Annotated in this window: 16 protein-coding genes and 1 riboswitch; of the genes, 13 read left to right on the top strand and 3 right to left on the bottom strand. The window is 51.8% G+C overall.

Going from position 1 to position 17,545, the window contains the following annotated elements; genetic code table 11:
* Positions 1 to 41: 41 nt before the first annotated feature.
* Positions 42 to 227 (top strand): hypothetical protein, encoded by a 186-nt coding sequence (locus ACZ5N7_RS16105; protein ID WP_464655584.1) that lies wholly within the window; start codon positions 42 to 44, stop codon positions 225 to 227.
* Between the two features lie 222 nt (positions 228 to 449).
* Here ACZ5N7_RS16105 and ACZ5N7_RS16110 read toward each other — a convergent pair whose 3' ends face one another.
* Together ACZ5N7_RS16110 and ACZ5N7_RS16115 are read right to left on the bottom strand one after the other, a co-directional pair.
* Positions 450 to 1,589, bottom strand: a complete 1,140-nt coding sequence (locus ACZ5N7_RS16110; protein WP_464655585.1) for a virulence factor — start codon at positions 1,587 to 1,589, stop codon at positions 450 to 452.
* Between the two features lie 282 nt (positions 1,590 to 1,871).
* The gene (locus tag ACZ5N7_RS16115; protein ID WP_464655587.1) at positions 1,872 to 3,272 is read right to left on the bottom strand and encodes a DEAD/DEAH box helicase; all 1,401 of its coding nucleotides are present in this window, start codon (positions 3,270 to 3,272) and stop codon (positions 1,872 to 1,874) included.
* Between the two features lie 153 nt (positions 3,273 to 3,425).
* Here ACZ5N7_RS16115 and ACZ5N7_RS16120 point away from each other — a divergent pair, with 153 nt between their 5' ends.
* From ACZ5N7_RS16120 to ACZ5N7_RS16160, 9 genes are all read left to right on the top strand, one after another.
* Entirely contained in the window at positions 3,426 to 4,175 is a 750-nt protein-coding gene (locus tag ACZ5N7_RS16120) for a glycosyltransferase family 2 protein (RefSeq protein ID WP_464655588.1), read from the top strand.
* A gap of 906 nt (positions 4,176 to 5,081) precedes the next feature.
* A complete protein-coding gene (gene coxB / locus ACZ5N7_RS16125) occupies positions 5,082 to 6,101 on the top strand; it encodes a cytochrome c oxidase subunit II (RefSeq protein WP_464655589.1) in 1,020 nt (339 codons plus the stop codon).
* A 121-nt stretch (positions 6,102 to 6,222) separates the two neighbouring features.
* On the top strand, positions 6,223 to 8,061 hold the full coding sequence (ctaD, locus tag ACZ5N7_RS16130) for a cytochrome c oxidase subunit I (protein WP_464655590.1): 1,839 nt from the start codon (positions 6,223 to 6,225) through the stop codon (positions 8,059 to 8,061).
* Positions 8,058 to 8,681 carry a cytochrome c oxidase subunit 3 gene (locus tag ACZ5N7_RS16135; RefSeq protein WP_464655591.1) on the top strand — a complete coding sequence of 208 codons (624 nt, stop codon included), beginning with the start codon at positions 8,058 to 8,060 and terminating at the stop codon, positions 8,679 to 8,681. The genes ctaD and ACZ5N7_RS16135 overlap by 4 nt, the downstream gene beginning before the upstream one ends.
* A gap of 1 nt (position 8,682) precedes the next feature.
* A complete protein-coding gene (locus ACZ5N7_RS16140; RefSeq protein WP_464655593.1) occupies positions 8,683 to 8,994 on the top strand; it encodes a cytochrome C oxidase subunit IV family protein in 312 nt (103 codons plus the stop codon).
* Between the two features lie 67 nt (positions 8,995 to 9,061).
* Positions 9,062 to 9,949 carry a cytochrome c oxidase assembly protein gene (locus ACZ5N7_RS16145; protein ID WP_464655594.1) on the top strand — a complete coding sequence of 296 codons (888 nt, stop codon included), beginning with the start codon at positions 9,062 to 9,064 and terminating at the stop codon, positions 9,947 to 9,949.
* A 65-nt stretch (positions 9,950 to 10,014) separates the two neighbouring features.
* Positions 10,015 to 10,470: a DUF420 domain-containing protein gene (locus ACZ5N7_RS16150; protein ID WP_464655595.1), complete on the top strand. Its 456-nt coding sequence runs from the start codon at positions 10,015 to 10,017 to the stop codon at positions 10,468 to 10,470.
* 7 nt (positions 10,471 to 10,477) lie between these two features.
* Positions 10,478 to 11,143, top strand: coding sequence for a DUF84 family protein (locus ACZ5N7_RS16155; RefSeq protein WP_464655596.1), 666 nt, complete (start codon positions 10,478 to 10,480; stop codon positions 11,141 to 11,143).
* A gap of 763 nt (positions 11,144 to 11,906) precedes the next feature.
* A riboswitch (purine riboswitch) is annotated at positions 11,907 to 12,004 on the top strand.
* Positions 12,005 to 12,155: 151 nt separating this feature from the next.
* Entirely contained in the window at positions 12,156 to 13,097 is a 942-nt protein-coding gene (locus ACZ5N7_RS16160) for an EamA family transporter (RefSeq protein WP_464655598.1), read from the top strand.
* A gap of 228 nt (positions 13,098 to 13,325) precedes the next feature.
* Here the strand turns inward: ACZ5N7_RS16160 and ACZ5N7_RS16165 are convergent, their stop codons facing one another.
* A complete protein-coding gene (locus ACZ5N7_RS16165) occupies positions 13,326 to 13,616 on the bottom strand; it encodes an antibiotic biosynthesis monooxygenase family protein (protein WP_464655600.1) in 291 nt (96 codons plus the stop codon).
* Positions 13,617 to 13,743: 127 nt separating this feature from the next.
* Here ACZ5N7_RS16165 and fni point away from each other — a divergent pair, with 127 nt between their 5' ends.
* The 3 genes from fni to ACZ5N7_RS16180 all read left to right on the top strand — a co-directional run bounded on the left by fni (position 13,744) and on the right by ACZ5N7_RS16180 (position 17,421).
* On the top strand, positions 13,744 to 14,787 hold the full coding sequence (gene fni / locus ACZ5N7_RS16170) for a type 2 isopentenyl-diphosphate Delta-isomerase (RefSeq protein ID WP_464655601.1): 1,044 nt from the start codon (positions 13,744 to 13,746) through the stop codon (positions 14,785 to 14,787).
* Between the two features lie 126 nt (positions 14,788 to 14,913).
* Complete coding sequence (locus ACZ5N7_RS16175) at positions 14,914 to 16,662, top strand: LytS/YhcK type 5TM receptor domain-containing protein (protein ID WP_464655602.1); 1,749 nt, start codon at positions 14,914 to 14,916, stop codon at positions 16,660 to 16,662.
* 3 nt (positions 16,663 to 16,665) lie between these two features.
* The gene (locus tag ACZ5N7_RS16180) at positions 16,666 to 17,421 is read left to right on the top strand and encodes a LytR/AlgR family response regulator transcription factor (protein WP_464655604.1); all 756 of its coding nucleotides are present in this window, start codon (positions 16,666 to 16,668) and stop codon (positions 17,419 to 17,421) included.
* Positions 17,422 to 17,545: the final 124 nt, after the last annotated feature.

Genomic DNA, 17,545 nt, shown 5'->3' on the forward strand with positions numbered 1-17,545 from the left:
TCAGGGGAGCCAGCAATGTGCATGGGGGAAGGGCTGAAGCGATGATCATCCTCTTGGAGTACGTCTACGTCAATATTTGGATCGCGCTGATGACGGTTCTGTTGTGGATAAATGACGGTGAATTTTCAATGCTTGACCACAGCATTATTTTTCTTTTCGCTATCGCGGGCATGGTGCATATACGGACGAAAATCAAGTCTACCGCGGCTAACGACTCCATTCAGTAAAAAAAGAGGCTGTCTCAAAAGCAGGTTTGGTCTGCGCAAGAGATGGCCTCGTTTTTGTTGTTTAGGAAACTATGATTTTGGCGGCGACCCCGGTGCTCCTCTAAAGATGGCTCGGCGCCCCCCGTCCTGACCGTTCCGTTGTTCTTAGCAATATCGGGGGAAATATCGTTTTAGCGGAAAATAAATCCGTTGCTGCAAGATCCGGGAAAGCTATTGTTGGAGCTATCCGTTGCGGCGCGTCATCTGCTGCCATACGGAGCCCTCGGCGGCATGGCCGCCTTCGATCCTCTCAAGCGCCATCCTGATCTGCATGCGGACCTCGAATTCGGGATCGTGCTCCGCCGCTTTCAGGGCAGGAATGGCGGAATCGTCTCCGGCCTCATAGAGAAAGCGGGCGGCGCGCCACCGGACCAGCTTGTTCTGGTCCTTCAGCGCCTCTATCATTGCGGGTATCGCAGCGGGATCGCCCAGGTCGGACAGGGTATCGCCGGCAGTCCGGCGCACAGCGACGGAAGGATCCTGCAGGGCGCGGAAAAGGGCGGGCAGCGCCTCGGGTTCTTTGATATCTCCGAGATAGACTGCAGCCAAACGGCGAATGGAGGATTTGTCGTCTTCCAGGAGACGTTCCAGTACAGGAAGCGTCTCGAGCGAAGGCTGGATTTTCTGCATGGCTGCGTAGCGGATCTTCCAGTCCGGGTTTTGCAGCCGCTGCTGAATTTCCGCGTCCGACAACTGCGTCTCCGGACTTGCCTCCACCACTCCTTCCGACGACTCTATGGCATGCTTCACAAGATCTTCCAGCTTTTGTTCGTCATATTCGGCATCCAACTCCGTTATGACCGTGTCAAGAACTTCTTTGAGCTCTCCGTAGCGGACGCCGAGCTCCTCCAGCTTTCTTTCTTTAATGAGGGAAGGGGCGTGAGCGGTCGCTTTCATCACGGCCTGTGTGAACCTGTCCGGCATGGCCCCCCGCGTATCCTCGGTGCCGGAACTCACCCTGACCTGCATCGGAATGCCGCGGAACATCTGCAGCAGCACTTTGACCTCGCCCCAGGCGGCCGGGGCGGCCTCTTCGGGCTGGCTTGTGTCCTGCTGCAAAGCGGCTGCTGAACCGAACACTTCGCCGGCCGCCGCCAGGATGCTTTGCCAATCCCCTTTGGACACACGGTCAAGGGCGATGAAATCCGCGGCCTGATAAACGCCGGACACCCCCTCGATATCCAGCAAAGCCCGGATGTAGCCGGGGGCCTGATTTTTGTTGGCCTGGGTCCAGGTGGAGCGGATATGGGATGGAAGAGCTTCGTCCATGTTTAATTTCATTGTGTTCGGACTGGGAGTAGGTTCGATGGAAATAAGCTTCATGGTCGGCCTCCTTTGTGGATGGTTAATTTTGGCGACGATAAAGAAAGTCAAGTTTGTTAAAGCGAATGAGACTTTGTTTACCAAGAAAACCTACCTTTAAGTCGCCGTCTCTCATCGTTTATAGCCTCGACAGAGGTTTTTTTATAAGTCAAGAAAGTATAAATCCTTTATTTCTGCCGCAAAGATCTAAAGGACGCCGTTAAGTGTTTTACTTAAACCATCATATCATATTGGCCCATGAAGCAGAAAATCCCGACTCCCAGGTACAGAGTCGGGACTGGCTCACCTGCCGCGGCCCGTGCTGCGGCCTCCGCCGCGTGCGCCTGCGCCGCCGCCCCGCGCCGGGCCGCCGGCCGTGCCGGGCCCGCGCCCGCTGCGCTCGCCGCGCTGGCCGCGGCGGCCGGCGGCTGCGCGCTCGCCGGCTGCGCCCCGCGGACCGCCGCTTGCGCCGGCGCTGCGGCGCCCGGCCGCGCTGCGCTGGCTCGCGCCGCGGCCTTCGCCGTGCCGGGCTCCGCGCTCCGCGCGCTCGCCTTGCGCGGCGAAGGCGTCGACGGGCTCATCGCCGCCGCGGCGGCCGAAGCTGCGCTTGCGCAGCTTCATCGAAATGCCGCGTTCGATGAGCTGCACAAATTCCCGGTCGCGCGGCGAGGCGAACGTGACCGCAACGCCCGTCTGGCCGGCCCGTCCCGTGCGGCCAATCCGGTGGATGTAGCTCTCGGCGTCGTGGGGGATGTCATAATTGTAGACATGGGAGACGCCTTCCACATCCAACCCTCTCGCGGCGATATCGGTTGCTACAAGCACCTGGATCTTCGCTTCGCGGAACCGCTTCATGACCTGCTCGCGCTTGGCCTGCGACAGGTCCCCGTGCAGCTCGTCGGAGGCGATGCCCCTCTCGAGCAGCGCTTCGTTCAGCGTCGTCGCTCTCCGCTTCGTCCGGCAGAACACCATCGCGAGGAAGGGGTTTTGCTCCTCGATCATACTTACGAGCGCGTCCTGTTTGTTCCGGTCGGACGCCTCCACAAGCCACTGCTCGATTTTGTCCACCGTCACCTGTTTGGTATGGATTTGAATCGTCACCGGCTCGCGCATATAGCGTTTAGCCAGATTTTTGATCCCCGAAGGCATCGTGGCCGAGAACAAAAGCGTCTGCCGCCTGCCCGGCGTCTGCGCTATAATCTCTTCCACTTCATTCAGGAAGCCCATTTGCAGCATTTGGTCCGCCTCGTCCAGCACAAGCACGGCCAGCTTTCCGAAATTGACGGCGCCTCTGCGAAGATGGTCCAGCAGCCTGCCCGGAGTGGCCACCACGATATGGATGCTGCCCTGAAGCTTTTTTAGCTGCCTCTCGACATCCTGTCCGCCGTACGCCGCGAGAATGTTCGCTCCCGCGACCTGCGCCCATTTTTTCAGCTCGGCTGTAATCTGGATCGCCAGCTCCCTCGTGGGAGTGAGAATGAGCGCCTGCACTTCATCCTTTTGCGGATTGACAATTTCCAGTATCGGAAGGCCGAAGGCCAGAGTCTTGCCCGTTCCGGTCTGCGCCTGCGCTATAACGTCCCTGTTAGCGATGACCACGGGGATGGCCTGCAGCTGGACCGGCGTCGGCTCGTGTATCCCGGATTCCCTGAGCGCGTCCGCGATTTCTTTTCTGACACCAAGATTGATAAAGGATTGCTCCATAATTGTACTCCTCTGCTCGTGCGGTATGAATGTATTAAACCATTCTGCGGCAAAAAAAGCCAATTTATACTCGCAACGTGTCACAGCCGTGCCTCTCTTGCGAAGTTAAACATATAAAGGAAAGATAACACAAGCAGCGGAAGGAGGACCGGAGTGGATACAACGAAAGACCGTAAAAACGGCAGAGGCGTCTCCATTATTGCTTGCACCAACGACCTTGCCTTTATCGGCAACCTGTTCACGAACTATACCCGCCAAAAGGGAGTCCGCAAAGAGCTCATTGTCGTCATTAACAAGGACAGCATCCCGATGGCACCCTACCTCAAAAAAGCGCAACGGCTGCAAAATGTAAAAGTGTATCGGATACCGGGCCGTGTCTCGCTTGGCAAATGTCTCAACTTCGGAGTGTCAAAAGCAAATTACTCCCTTGTAGCCAAATTCGACCATGATGATTACTACGCCCCCAACTATCTAAACCGGGCCATTCGGGCGATGAAGCGCAAGAATGCGGATGTGGTCGGCAAACGGACAATTTTTACTTATCTTCAATCCAAAAAGCTTCTCGTGCTGCGCTTCCCGGGAAATCAGAACAGGTTCGTCGGGCACGTGGCGGGCGGAACCATTCTATTCAAAAAGAAGCTGTTTCGGCGGGTGCGGTTTTCCAATATTTCGCTGGGCGAAGATGTGAGGTTCCTCAGGGACTGCCGGACGCGAGGATTTAAAATTTATTCTTCCGATAAATATGACTATGTTTATATCCGCAGGAAGGACCCGCAAAGCCATACCTGGAAAATCGGGGACACCTATCTGATCAAAACCGGCAAAATCGTAAAGCGCACCGAAAACTTTAAAGCGTTAACCGTCAGTGCGCCCTACGCGCCAGCCAATCTCCGCGGCAAATAGCCGGGGTTTTTTTTATTGTATAGGAAATTATGATTTTCGGTGGCTGTGGATAAGTGTGGGTAGATACATTCATCCGCTGGGAGATGTTGTCTTCGTAAATCCCCACTATTCCAATCCAGAAGATCACCTTAGCGTTATAGTTGTGTTGGATCAATTCAACTTCAGCGGATATTCCCCTGCTTTAACGGTCTGAGCACTTACCGTGCAGTGTCGCATCGTCGCCCGGAGAATCGAAGGCCTGGCAGCAAGTCAAGACCAATGGCGGCAGTGCCGGCATCGACCAGATCACAATAGACTGGATTACGCAAACATACGGGGAAGATCGCCTGATTAATGAAACCATCGATACACTGAAAGCCGGAAAGTGCCCTCCAAAACCGGTTCGCAGAAAAGATATCCCAAAGGGAGATGGAAAGACGCGATTTAGGGACACTGGTGCGCTATGCAGATGATCTGGTCATCCTGTGTCACCTGAAGAAGCATGCGCTGGAGAGCATCGCGTCTTATGCTGGATATTTATGTTTATACAATTTGGTTAAGAATAAATTCCGGAGGAACAATTTTACGGCAGCTTTCTACATAGAATTACACGCCGCATGGCCAGATTAAGCCTAAAAAAGGCAATATATTAACAGCTTTTAGAACAATTTGTGAACTCTGCCAGATTTATTGACAAAAAAGAATACCCAATTTATAGTTAATAACGTAATTGAGGTTCGGTTAACAAGGCAGTGCGATCCATGCTATTAATAAAGTTTTCATTGGGATGCTTACCGTGATTCAACGTCGAAGGTTGTGTCGATTTGTTGAATTCTTTGGGAGCTTTTCTTGTGAGCGGAAGCCATAAGTTTCTTTTGAAACTTATTTTTTCTCTTAACTCTCGAAAAAAAGTGGGGTTGATAAGCAATGAGTCGTTGGCAATCTTTATGGCGTCTAATCCCGCTGTTCGCGGTGATGACGTTCCTGTTAACAGGGTGTGGAATCGATACCCTGTCCGCTTTGCAGCCTAGAGGCGATGTGGCAAGAGAGCAGTTCAATTTGATGATGCTCAGTTTGGGCATCATGATCGTGGTATTTATTGTAGTTATCTCCATCTACCTCTACGTCCTGGTTCGTTTCCGCAAGCGGAAGGGTCAGCAGGGCATACCCAAACAGGTGGAAGGCAGCCACGTTCTGGAACTTATCTGGACTGTCATCCCAATCCTTCTTCTCTTGGTGCTTGCTGTGCCGACCGTAACTACAACGTTCCATCTCGCCAAAGATTACAAGAGCGAAAAGGATGCGGTTAAAGTCAAGGTTACGGCTCATCAGTTCTGGTGGGAATTCGATTATCCGGATTACGGAATCAAGACCGCTCAGGATTTGGTCATTCCGGCAGGGAAGAAGATTGCCTTCGAATTGACCTCCGCTGACATCGTACATTCCTTCTGGGTTCCTTCCTTAGCGGGAAAGGTCGATACTACCCCGGGAAGAATTAATAAATTATACTTAAGCGCAGACCCTGACCAGATCGATAAAGTGTTCAGAGGCAAATGCGCCGAGCTTTGCGGAGCGTCACACGCCTTGATGGACTTTAAAGTGAAAACTCTGTCCGATGCGGATTTCCAGAAGTGGACCTCCGATATGAAAGCGCCTAAAACGGTGGCCGCCGACGCCAAAGCAGGCGAAGAGCTGTTCAAGAACAAATGCCTGCAGTGCCACGCTGTAACACCCGATGGAGCAGGCCTCGGTCCTAACCTGAACGGTTTCGCTCACAGAGAGATGGTCGCAGGTGTGCTTGACCGCAAGAACGGCAACAACGATGAAAGCATTAAGACCTGGATCAAAGATCCTCAAGCGGTCAAGCCGGGCAACTCGATGCCTCAGCTTGGACTGAACGACAGCCAGATCAACGATCTTGTCAAATACTTAAACACTTTAAAATAACGCTTACGATGCCGGTTTCTTGCTGGAAACTCAGTTGATTTTACGATGCTGGCTTCCTGTGGAAGCTCAGTTAATGCTTACGATGCTAGCTTCCTGCGGAAGCTCTTGGGAGGTAAAAAAGTTGGCTCACTCACACGAAGTCAAACGATACAGCGGCTTAATGGATTGGCTTACAACGGTTGACCACAAGAAGGTCGGTATCCTGTATCTTCTGGGCGGAGGAATCTTCTTCCTGATCGGTGGACTGGAAGCGATTCTCATTCGGATTCAGCTGTTATATCCAAACCAGCACATTTTTATCGGCAATACATTTAACGAATTGACGACGATGCACGGAACGACAATGATCTTCCTGGCCGCGATGCCGCTCCTGTTCGCCTTTATGAATGCGATTGTGCCTTTGCAGATCGGGGCAAGGGACGTTGCTTATCCGTTCGTTAACGCTCTCGGCTTCTGGCTGTTCTTTTTCGGCGGACTGCTCTTGAACACAAGCTGGTTCCTAGGCGCAGTACCGGATGCCGGATGGACCGGTTATGCTCCGCTTTCCACGTTAAAAGATCACGTCGGAACCAATTTTTATGTTCTAGGTTTACAGATTGCCGGTATTGGAACACTAATCGGGGGCATTAATTTCCTCGTCACCATCATCAACATGCGCGCTCCAGGCATGACTTTCATGCGCATGCCGCTGTTCACTTGGACTGCGTTCGTTACGTCGGCGCTTATCCTGTTCGCTTTCCCTGTCATTACAGTAGGTCTGGTTCAGCTTATGTTCGACCGTATTTTTGACGGCGCCTTCTTCGACCCGAACCGCGGCGGTAATCCGGTGCTGTGGCAGCACGTGTTCTGGATCTTTGGGCACCCTGAAGTTTACATTCTGATTCTGCCCGCTTTCGGAATTATCTCTGAAGTGGTAAGTACCTTCTCCAGCAAAAGATTGTTCGGTTACAGCTCAATGGTTTTCGCTACCGTCTTGATCGGATTCCTGGGCTTCATGGTATGGGTTCACCATATGTTTACCGACGGGCTGGGGCCTGTAGCCAATGCGATTTTCTCAGTGGCGACGATGGCGATTGCCGTACCTACGGGGGTAAAGATTTTCAACTGGCTTTTCACTCTGTGGGGCGGACATATCCGTTTCACTACCGCCAACCTGTGGGCTGTCGCCTTCATTCCCACCTTCGTAATGGGCGGAACCACCGGGGTTATGCTTTCCGTACCTCCTGCGGATTACCAGTACCATGATACTTATTTCGTAGTCGCGCACTTCCACTATGTCATCGTCGGCGGCCTGATTCTATCGGTATTCTCCGGCCTGTACTATTGGTGGCCCAAAATGTTCGGCCGTATGTTAAACGAATCTTTAGGCAAATTCCATTTCTGGTTCTTTTTCATCGGTTTCCATTTGACCTTCTTCCCTCAGCACTTCCTTGGATTGCTCGGCATGCCGCGGAGGGTTTACACGTTCCTGCCTAACCAAGGGCTGGACGAAGGCAATTTTGTTTCTTCGGTCGGCGCTTTCCTTATGGGAATCGGTACTGTAATCTTTATTATTAACATTCTTGCGACGGCCAGAAAACCGAAGGACGCGGTCAATGATCCTTGGGACGGACGAACTTTGGAATGGTCCATTCCTTCCCCGGCTCCGGAGTACAACTTCAAGCAGACTCCGCTTGTCAAGAGCCTGGACGCATTCTGGTACGAGAAGATGGCCGGCAACAAGGAAATGACTCCTGCAGAACCGGTCGGACCGATTCATATGCCTTCTCCGTCCATTCTGCCTTTGGTAATGTCCATCGGATTGTTCATTTCCGGTTACGGGTTCATGTACAAGACTTTCATCGTAGCTATCGTCGGAATCGGAATTACACTCGTTTGTATGCTGCTTCGCTCTCTATATGACGACCACGGTTGGCACATAGAGAAGGATGAGCTGGAAGAAAAGGGGGTTAAAGCATGAGTACCGTTACCCATCACGGAGTAGGAACGCTGCCTCCGGAACCGGAAAAAGCAACGCTTGAAGCAAGAAATAAGATTCTCGGTTTTTGGCTGTTTCTGGGTGGCGAGACCGTATTGTTCGGTACCTTGTTCGCTTCCTATATTGCCCTTCGCAGATCGGTCGGAGACGGGCCGACGCCCGACCATTTGTTTCAAACCGGAACTGTTGCACTCTCGACTTTCATCTTGCTTACGAGTTCTTTAACCAGTGTATTTGCCGTAATGGCTATGCACAAACATAAGCTCAATCAATTATTAATGTGGTTACTCGTCACTATCGTACTGGGCTTGGTTTTCCTGGGTTTGGAAATTTCTGAATTCTCGCAGTATGTAAAAGAGGGGCATGTCTTCTCAAACACTGCATTCGCCACTTCGTTCTACACGCTCGTCGGCTTCCACGGAGCCCACGTAGCGTTCGGAGTATGTTGGATTACAGCTCTGATTTTACAAGGTTTGAGAAAAGGGCTCACAGTGGTCACCGCACCTAAGTATTATGTCGCCGCGCTGTACTGGCACTTTATCGACGTTGTTTGGGTATTTATCTTCACGGTTGTTTACCTGATGGGGAAGGTGGCGCATTAAGATGACAGACAATCATCAACCGACATCTCCAAGCCATAGAATCCGGCATGAAGGACCAAGGAATCATTACCTGTCCTACATCGTATCGATTCTGCTGACAATGCTGGCTTTCGCAGTAGTATTGTACGGTGGATTGGATCCGGCTTTCATCATGATTTTCATTGTGACGTTGGCTCTTGTGCAGGCTGTTTTCCAGCTCATTTTCTGGATGCACATGAAGGACAGAGGCCATTTACATGCGATTATCGGACTCGCATTCGGATTTTTTGTGGCATTGACAGCAGTAGTTACGGCTGTATATTGGGTTTGGTAGTATGTACGGGGGAGGCGGAGCGTTAATACAGCCTCCTCCTTTTTTCAAAATGAAGGGAGGTTTTTCCGTGAATCCTTTGCATCACGGGACCGCGAGCTTTGCGGATTTATGGAATCCCGGTATCATCGTATTGATCGGCTTGATCGCACTTTTTTATTTTATGTGTCTAGGGCCGCTGAAGGAGCGGTTTGCCGATGCGGCTCCCGTGCCGGTTGGGAAGAAGCTTTATTTTATAACCGGATTGGTAGTTTTCTATATCGGTCAAGGAAGCCCGTTGGATTATTACGGCCATCACTTCTTTTTCAGCATGCATATGCTTCAGCAGTCGCTGCTCTATCTCGTCGTCCCGCCGCTCATTTATTTGGGGACGCCGGAATGGATGGTGAAGCCGATAATGAGCCAGGGCGTTTTTTCCAAGGTCACCCGGTTTGCAGTTAAACCGTTGATCGCCGTTTTTACCTTTAATATTCTGTTCTCCGTGTATCATTTTCCGATAGTTCTGAACACACTAATGGAGATCGGCTGGCTGCATTTGCTTTATCATTTGGTGCTGTTCTTGAGCGCTTTTCAAATGTGGTTTCCTGTATTTGCGCCAATTGAAGAAGCGGACTCCTTATCGGAGCTGCAGAAAATGGCATATGTCTTCGGAAACGGAATACTGCTTACTCCGGCTTGTGCTCTAATTATTTTTGCCAATCAACTGCTGTATACGAATTACATGAATGCCGCTCCTCCGTTTGAATTCTTCCCTATGATCGACGATCAGCAGCTGGGCGGGGTCATCATGAAAATCATTCAGGAGATCGTATACGGAACTTGTCTGGCGTACATTTTCTTTAAATGGTATCGTAAAGAAAGGCGTACGGAGGATCCGTACCCTGACGGCTATTTAAATGCAAACGATACGGAAGATCAAAACCGGCCTGCGGGCTTGAATCAGGCAAAAACTATTTAAAGCAGCCGGAACGGCGATTATTCAGCCGATCCTCACAAGCTGCGAGCAGAATGGACGGGATTTACATGCAACTGCTGCCGTTGATATGCACCTTATTGATTGTCGCCAGCGCTACAGTGCTGGCCTTCGGCTGGTACCATATTCGCAAAGGGAACCAACAGACTCACCAAAGATTAATGATAGTCTCTTCGATTTTAGCTTTGCTGTTCTTCATTCTATATATCGGGAGAACTTTATTCGTCGGCAACACCTCATACGGAGGGCCTGAATCACTGAGCTTGGCTTATCACCTGTTTCTCTTTTTTCATATTACGTTGGCCACACTTGCCGGTGTGTTCGGATTAGTCACTTTGACGTTGGCGTATAAGAAAAATTTTAAAAGGCACAAGAAAATCGGCAGATGGACAGCCGTTATGTGGTTGGTTACCGCACCGACAGGGGTTCTGGTATACATTTTGCTGTATGTGCTTTACCCTGGAGGACAGACGGAGCCGATGATTAACGCGATTTTTGGACTGTGATGCACTTATGCAAATCGCTGTAGGATCTACCAACCAGACAAAAGTTAAAGCGGTGGAAAGGGCTCTCGACGATGTCCGGTTCCAGGGCTGGGAATTAGGCAGTGTAATAGCCGGTTTGGAAGGCGGCACAGCTCCCGAAGGGGAGGAACGGCCAGACTCTTGGGTCGGATGGCGTCTGCGCATCGGTAACAATAGGCTAAGAGCCGACAATGAAACTCTAGTTATCCCGGTTTCCGCGTCCTCCGGCGTGGCGGAGCAGCCTTTCTCGGATGAGGAAACGGTGCTGGGAGCTGTGAACAGAGCCCGAAATGCGCTGCGTTTGGTGAAAGCCGATATAGGAATCGGCCTCGAAGGCGGAGTGGTGGAAACAGGGCACGGCTTGTTTTTGTGCAATTGGGGCGCGCTAACCGATGGATCCGGCGATCCCGTCATTGCGGGAGGAGCGAGGATTCGGCTGCCGGATGAGTTCCTGGCTCCCTTGAAAGCCGGCCAAGAGCTGGCTGAAGTGATGGACAGCTACACAAAGCAGCATAACATTCGCAGCGGACCGGGAGCGATCGGTATTTTTACAAGCGGGATGGTTAGCCGGCAGGAGATGTTTACGCATATCGTGAGGATGCTCCTTGGCCAGTACGTATACCGGGTTCGGGCGAGAAATCGAACCGGGTCCTGATGGATACGGTTGTTTTCTCGTACAACCCCATCTGACTTTACTTTTTGGCATGGTTTTTATGCGTTTCGCAGTCGTTAAGAAAACCTCCTGTCTGAGTCTATTGGAGGATGTTGTCAAGTCTTCTGTAGCGGTAGTTGTGAATGGGAAGAGAACGTGATGCTAGCATTGACATTAGAATTCACCTAGTACAGCCTCCGAAATAAAAGCGAACACGATTTCAGGGCGCTATTCTTAATTTTCTGGTCCTTTTTGCCCGATAGCGCCGTTTCGAGTTCTTATTCGTTAAATTTCGCCGACCTTTTGTTCCAACGAACGAGATAGGGCCTTCACTAGTCTGTGTTTTACGAACTGAAAGCTGCCGAGATCAGCTGCTTATTTTTGTGAAATATTCGATGAAAAAACCGGCTGTCGGATTTCCTTATCTAATCGATTACAAACCCAACTTTCTGGACTTCCTAGTTGCATAATACATACACTAGGCTGCGTACTGGTATGGGACCTTTTCTAGCGAACAAAAAGTATAAGCATTTCCAGAGTCGAATGGTGATTGTTTTCGCTGCGACGCCAGCTTTTGGACTTCGACATTTCCCGGGAAATCCGACATCAAATAGCAGTATGGCCTCTGTACATGGTCACAGCATACAATAAATTTTTCGACAAGCAGCTAGTCAATGCACTTTAAGGATCCCGGTTTTTGTCACGGCGGAAATGTTTTTCCATTGACAATGGTTTGGAATTGATTTACTTTATAAAGGTTAGAGCAGTGAATTATTTTTATAAAATTCGTATATCCTCATAATTAGGTTGAGGGTTTCTACAAGGGACCGTAAATTCCTGGCTACGAATATAGGGTTGCATTTATACCACCCTATACGTCAGCCGGGATTTTTTGTATGTTCGGATTTTTTGTATATTAAAGTTTAATATCGCTAAAGAGAAATGGACTTCGCGGGTTGCTCATTTTTGATAAGGCTGCAATAGAGGCAGAAGGGAGTCGAAGGAGGAAAACGTAATGAGATGGAAATCGATTTTACTTGTATTCTTGGGGGCGTGCAGCTATGGTGTCCTTTCAACTATTGTTAAATTTGCGTATGGCGCCGGGTACAGTTTAGGGGAAGTGGTGGGCAGCCAGATGCTGACAGGGACGGTGATCATGTGGCTGGTTGTCGTCATTGGGCAGGGATGGAGTAGGAAAACTGCCCGCGAAGCAAGGAACGGCCGCGCTGATACGGGGTATGCGAAGATAACCTTAACCAAAGCAATCGCTCTGATGGCCGCCGGCGCACCGACAGGCGCGACAGGGCTTCTGTACTACGGGGCGCTGCAGAGTATCCCGGCTTCTTTGGCGATTGTTCTCTTATTCCAGTTTACATGGATGTCTGTGTTGATCGAGGCGGTGGGAAAACGCCGGATGCCAGGCCCGATGATGCTTGCTTCGTTGGCCGTACTGCTGTCGGGAACGCTGCTGGCTGCGGGAGTGCTTGAGCATGGACTGCAGTTTACTCTGTGGGGAATTGTGCTGGGACTGCTCTCGGCTATAAGCTATACACTGTTTATACAGTTCGCAGGAAAAACCGTACCGGAAGTACAGCCCGCGCAGAGGAGCGCTTGGATGCTGACCGGTGCGGTCATCCTCGTGTTCATTTTGTTTCCGCCCTCTTTTCTGTTTAACGGGGTTCTATGGAGCGGTCTGCTGCTCTATGCGGTGCCTCTCGCGCTGTTTGGGGCCGTCATCCCGCCGCTGTTTTTCTCGATTGGCGTACCGAATATAGGGGAGGGATTGACAGGCATACTGGGGGCCGCCGAGCTGCCGGTTGCCGTTATATTGTCTTCGTTCGTTCTGCATGAACATGTCTCTGTCCTGCAGTGGATAGGAGTAGTTGTGGTGCTGATCGGCGTGGCACTGCCGGAGTGGGTGAAACAGGGGAAACGATTGAGAGTGCCATCTGCTTAAAATCGTGGAAGGCCGGCCAACGTGTTAAGAAATTCGGTGAGCTGCGTAACGTTTACAGCAGGAAGCTTTGGCAGCACTCATATATGGCAGCATCAAGTTTTGTTGTGATTAAAAGCTGTCTCATAAGTGCTCTATGCACATGGAGACAGCTCTTTTGGAGGTTAATATACGACAGCTTCATTTTGGCATTCCGCAGGTGATCTTTTTGCGAGTATTGACGTCTTGTCTTTAAACAACGCGGGTAAAATGCTCTACGATCGGGAAAGGCTCATAAAACTGATGAAGCAGCCCTTTCCATTCCTCGTATTCGGCCGACTGCCTGAACCCGATGGTATGGTCCTGGAGCGTGTCCCAACGGACTAACAGCAGGTATTTATTTTCCACTTCCAGGCATTGATGCAGCTCATGGGATTGATACCCCTTCATCGAGGAGATCAGGCGGGAAGCTTCCCTGAACCTCAGCTCGAATTCCTCGGCCATGCCGGGCCTCACCAGCAGCATTGCAGCTTCCAGAATCATAGCAGTTTCCCTCCATGTTTAATATAGTTGAATATTTGGCAAAATAAAAATTTGCAGGTATCCTTAGTTTGACACAGGTTGATGGAATTTGCATTAAAATCGGGCAAGTTTGTCGGAGGGAATAATAATGGAACGCGATAATAAGGGGCTGACGGAATCCCGCAAGCTGGAGCATATCGATATATGTCTGAAAGAAGAGGTGAGAGGACGGAAGGTGACGAGCGGACTGGAACGCTACCGTTTTCACCATAACGCGCTGCCCGAAATCGATTTTGCGGATGTGACACCTGAGGCCTCATTTCTAAATAAGAAGCTGAAGGTTCCCCTGCTGGTGAGCTCTATGACGGGAGGGACGACGGAGGCTGCGCGGATTAACCGGAGGCTGGCGGAGATGGCGCAAAGCAAGGGCTGGGCGCTCGGCGTTGGCTCGGTGCGTGCGGCTATTGAGCGGAAGGAGCTCGCATCCACTTTTGCCGTCCGGCAGTACGCTCCCTCGATTCCGATATTGGCCAATTTGGGCGCGGTGCAGCTGAATTACGGATATGGGGCCGACCAGTGCCGCGAGGCGGTTGACATTGTAGAGGCTGACGGGCTTGTGCTTCATCTCAATGCTCTCCAGGAGCTATTCCAGCCCGAGGGGAACACGAATTTTAAACATCTGCTGATTCAAATTGAAAAAGTGTGCCGTGCCCTTGAAGTGCCTGTCGGAGTAAAAGAGGTGGGATGGGGCGTGAACGGCAAGCTCGCCTCCCGATTGAGGGATGCCGGCATCCGGTTTATCGACGCTGCGGGTGCGGGAGGGACATCATGGAGCCAGGTGGAAAAGCACCGCGCGAAAGATGAGGTGAGGCGGAAGGCCGCCGAAACCTTCGCGGAATGGGGCATTCCGACCGCCGAGTGCATCCGCGAGATTGCCGAGGCCGAGCCTGGGCTCGAGCTGGTCGGGAGCGGAGGCATCACAAACGGCCTGGAAGCAGCCAAAGCGATTGCTTTGGGTGCCAACTTGGCCGGGCTGGGCCGTTCGCTGCTGTCTGCTGCCGTCCAATCGTCTGAACGGCTGGAGGTGGAGTTCGACCGGGTCGAGCTCGAATTGAAGGCAGCGATGTTCGGGATCGGCGCGGCAACCATACACCAGCTTAGGGGCACGCAGCAGCTTCGGTTGATCGGTTAGGGCGTTGCCGCATGAGATGCAAGTCAATATTTGTTATAACGGAGCGAATAACTGGATTGGTTCGAGTGTGAATACAATCGTAAAGATGCACGTTTGTAGATCTGTTATAGCGGAGAGGACGCGAAAATGTGGAATTTACTGCCGTTTATGTTCGAACGGATGGCGATTATCGTCACGCTTGCTTTTCTGCTGACCCGGTTTAAGCCGTTCCGCAGGACGGTTTGGCACGGGCCGGCTCTACGTGAGAAGTTGCTCCTTGTCCTGATTTTCGGCTTGTTCGGCATCATCAGCACTTACACCGGAATCACAGTAGAACCGGACCGGATTGTCCATAAGGATTGGACGACCGGAATCGAATCTACTCAGGCCATAGCCAATACCAGGAACATCGGAATTACGATCGGCGGGCTGCTAGGAGGCCCGATCGTCGGATTGGGCATAGGTCTGGTGGCCGGTATCCACCGGTTTCAGCTGGGCGGATTGACCGGCCTCGCTTGCGGCGTTTCAGCCATCATCGCCGGTTTGGTGTCCGGCTTCCTTGGTATTCTTTACCGCCGCCGCGGCACTTTCACGGCATTGCAGGCGGCTGCAGTCGGGACGGCAGTAGAAGCATTGGAAATGGCGATTATCCTTGTGGTTGTGAAACCGTCTTCTTCGGCTATCGGCCTGGTGGAATTGATCGGCCTGCCCATGATTGCCGTAAACGGATTTGGGGTGTGGATTTTTATGGCCATACTGCAGTCTGTCCGCAGGGAAGAGGAAAGAGCGCAGGCTATCCAGACACAGAAGGCTCTGCTGCTTGCCGATAAGACGCTTCCCTTCTTCCGGCAGGGGCTCAGTTCCCGGTCCTGCAAAGAAGCATCGCTTATTATCCGGCAGTACACGGGGGCCGATGCAGTGTCCATAACCGACAGGGAAAGAGTGCTTGCGCATGTCGGAATCGGCTCCGGCCATCATAAGGCCGACGGTGAACTGGCGACGGAGCTTACCCGTGAGGTGCTCAGGGAAGGCCGCATCCGCACCGCCGGTTCGCCGGAGGATATCCACTGCTATTACGCAGGCTGCCCGATCAAGGCCGCATTGGTCCTGCCGCTCAAAGTAAAAGGCGAGCCTGTCGGCACCCTGAAGCTTTATTTCCGGCACCCAACGGGTTTAAATACAGTACAAAAGGAGCTTGCCGAGGGTTTGGCCAACCTGTTCTCCACCCAGCTGGAGCTTGGCGCGGCCGAGCATCAGACAAGCCTGCTTCGGGACGCGGAGATTAAAGCGCTTCAGTCGCAGATCCACCCGCACTTTTTTTTCAACGCCATCAATACGATTATTTCCGTCTGCCGCACTGATGCGATGCTGGCCAGGAAACTGCTGATCCAATTGGCGGCTTTTTTCAGAAGCAATCTGCAGGCCGCGGGTCATACCTTGGTCACCTTGGCCAAAGAGCTGGAGCATGTCGATGCTTATCTGTCCTTGGAACAAGCCCGTTTCCCCGGAAAATTTACACTGCGCCGGGATATCGATCCGGACATGATGCAGGTGCTTGTGCCTCCTTTTACACTTCAGCCGCTGGTGGAAAATGCGTTAAAGCACGCTTTTCCGAGTGCCCGGTACGAAGGTGCGGTGACGGTAACTGCGCATGCCCAGGAAGGCAGCCTGCAGATCAACGTGAGTGACAACGGCTCAGGCATCCCGGAGGACAAAGTCCGGCAGCTCGGGTACCGGCATATGAGCTCGGAGCAGGGAACGGGAACGGCTTTGTGGAACATACGGGAGCGGCTGCTGAGCTTGTACGGGGAAGAGGCTGAATTTCACGTCCAGAGCGTAGTGGGAAAGGGAACCTCGGTACAGCTGACGGTGCCCATCAGAAGGGAGGAAGCTTGATTTATGCTGACCGTTTATATTGTCGAAGACGAGCCGTTTGCAAGGGACGAGCTGAAATATTTGTTGAACAGGACCGGCCAGGTGGAGCTGATCGGGGAAGCAGGCCATGTGGAGCAGGCGTTGCAGGAGATCAATCTGCTTCGGCCGGATATTGTGTTCCTGGATCTGCAGCTGGGGCAGGAGAGCGGGCTTTCCATCGCCGAGAAGCTGGCCAGGGCGGATTACACCCCGGCCGTCGTGTTTGCTACCGCAGACGACCAGTTTGCGCTGCAGGCTTTTGAACTGAACGCGCTGGATTACATCCTTAAGCCTTTTGAGGAGGAACGAATCCGCCAGACGCTTGACAAAATCAAGAAATACCGTATCCAGTCGCCGGTGAGCGGCCCGCGGCATACCGCTTCGCATACCCGAACGGATACTCGGCCTGAACTTCATTCCAAGATTGCAATCCCCCAAGGGGAACGGCTCATCCTGCTTGAAACCGGAGAGATCGTGTATGCCGGGTCCGAAGAAGGCAAATGCGTGGTCAAAACAGCCCAGCAGCGCTATGAATTCGAAGGCACTCTAGTGGAGCTTGAGAAAAAACTGCCTTCGGAGCTGTTCGTCAGAGTGCACAGAAGCTACATTGTGAATGGCAACGGGATTGACGAAATCGAGCCATGGTTCAACGGAACTTATAATGTATATATGAAGGACGGATCCAGGATTCCCGTCAGCCGAACCTTTGTACGAGAATTGAAGCAAATGTTCGGGCTTTAGAAGATGCATTCCAAGTCTCCTGAAAGGGAGCTCAGGCGGGATTCTCCGCAAGTTGCCATGAAAACGTTATCACCTCTTTTTCATAGGTTATGATAGGTATATACCAGTACTAGCAGTAATATAT

The sequence above is a fragment of the Paenibacillus sp. JCM 18996 genome (assembly GCF_055392555.1).

Excerpts from the sequence above, each read along its gene's own strand:
- ACZ5N7_RS16135 (WP_464655591.1), top strand. The coding sequence starts at position 8,058 with ATGAGTACCGTTACCCATCACGGAGTAGGAACGCTGCCTCCGGAACCG.
- ACZ5N7_RS16110 (WP_464655585.1), bottom strand. The coding sequence starts at position 1,589 with ATGAAGCTTATTTCCATCGAACCTACTCCCAGTCCGAACACAATGAAA.
- ACZ5N7_RS16165 (WP_464655600.1), bottom strand. The coding sequence starts at position 13,616 with ATGATTCTGGAAGCTGCAATGCTGCTGGTGAGGCCCGGCATGGCCGAG.
- ACZ5N7_RS16180 (WP_464655604.1), top strand. The coding sequence starts at position 16,666 with ATGCTGACCGTTTATATTGTCGAAGACGAGCCGTTTGCAAGGGACGAG.
- coxB (WP_464655589.1), top strand. The coding sequence starts at position 5,082 with ATGAGTCGTTGGCAATCTTTATGGCGTCTAATCCCGCTGTTCGCGGTG.
- ACZ5N7_RS16115 (WP_464655587.1), bottom strand. The coding sequence starts at position 3,272 with ATGGAGCAATCCTTTATCAATCTTGGTGTCAGAAAAGAAATCGCGGAC.
- ACZ5N7_RS16155 (WP_464655596.1), top strand. The coding sequence starts at position 10,478 with ATGCAAATCGCTGTAGGATCTACCAACCAGACAAAAGTTAAAGCGGTG.
- ACZ5N7_RS16140 (WP_464655593.1), top strand. The coding sequence starts at position 8,683 with ATGACAGACAATCATCAACCGACATCTCCAAGCCATAGAATCCGGCAT.
- ACZ5N7_RS16175 (WP_464655602.1), top strand. The coding sequence starts at position 14,914 with ATGTGGAATTTACTGCCGTTTATGTTCGAACGGATGGCGATTATCGTC.
- ACZ5N7_RS16150 (WP_464655595.1), top strand. The coding sequence starts at position 10,015 with ATGCAACTGCTGCCGTTGATATGCACCTTATTGATTGTCGCCAGCGCT.
- ACZ5N7_RS16105 (WP_464655584.1), top strand. The coding sequence starts at position 42 with ATGATCATCCTCTTGGAGTACGTCTACGTCAATATTTGGATCGCGCTG.
- fni (WP_464655601.1), top strand. The coding sequence starts at position 13,744 with ATGGAACGCGATAATAAGGGGCTGACGGAATCCCGCAAGCTGGAGCAT.
- ACZ5N7_RS16160 (WP_464655598.1), top strand. The coding sequence starts at position 12,156 with ATGAGATGGAAATCGATTTTACTTGTATTCTTGGGGGCGTGCAGCTAT.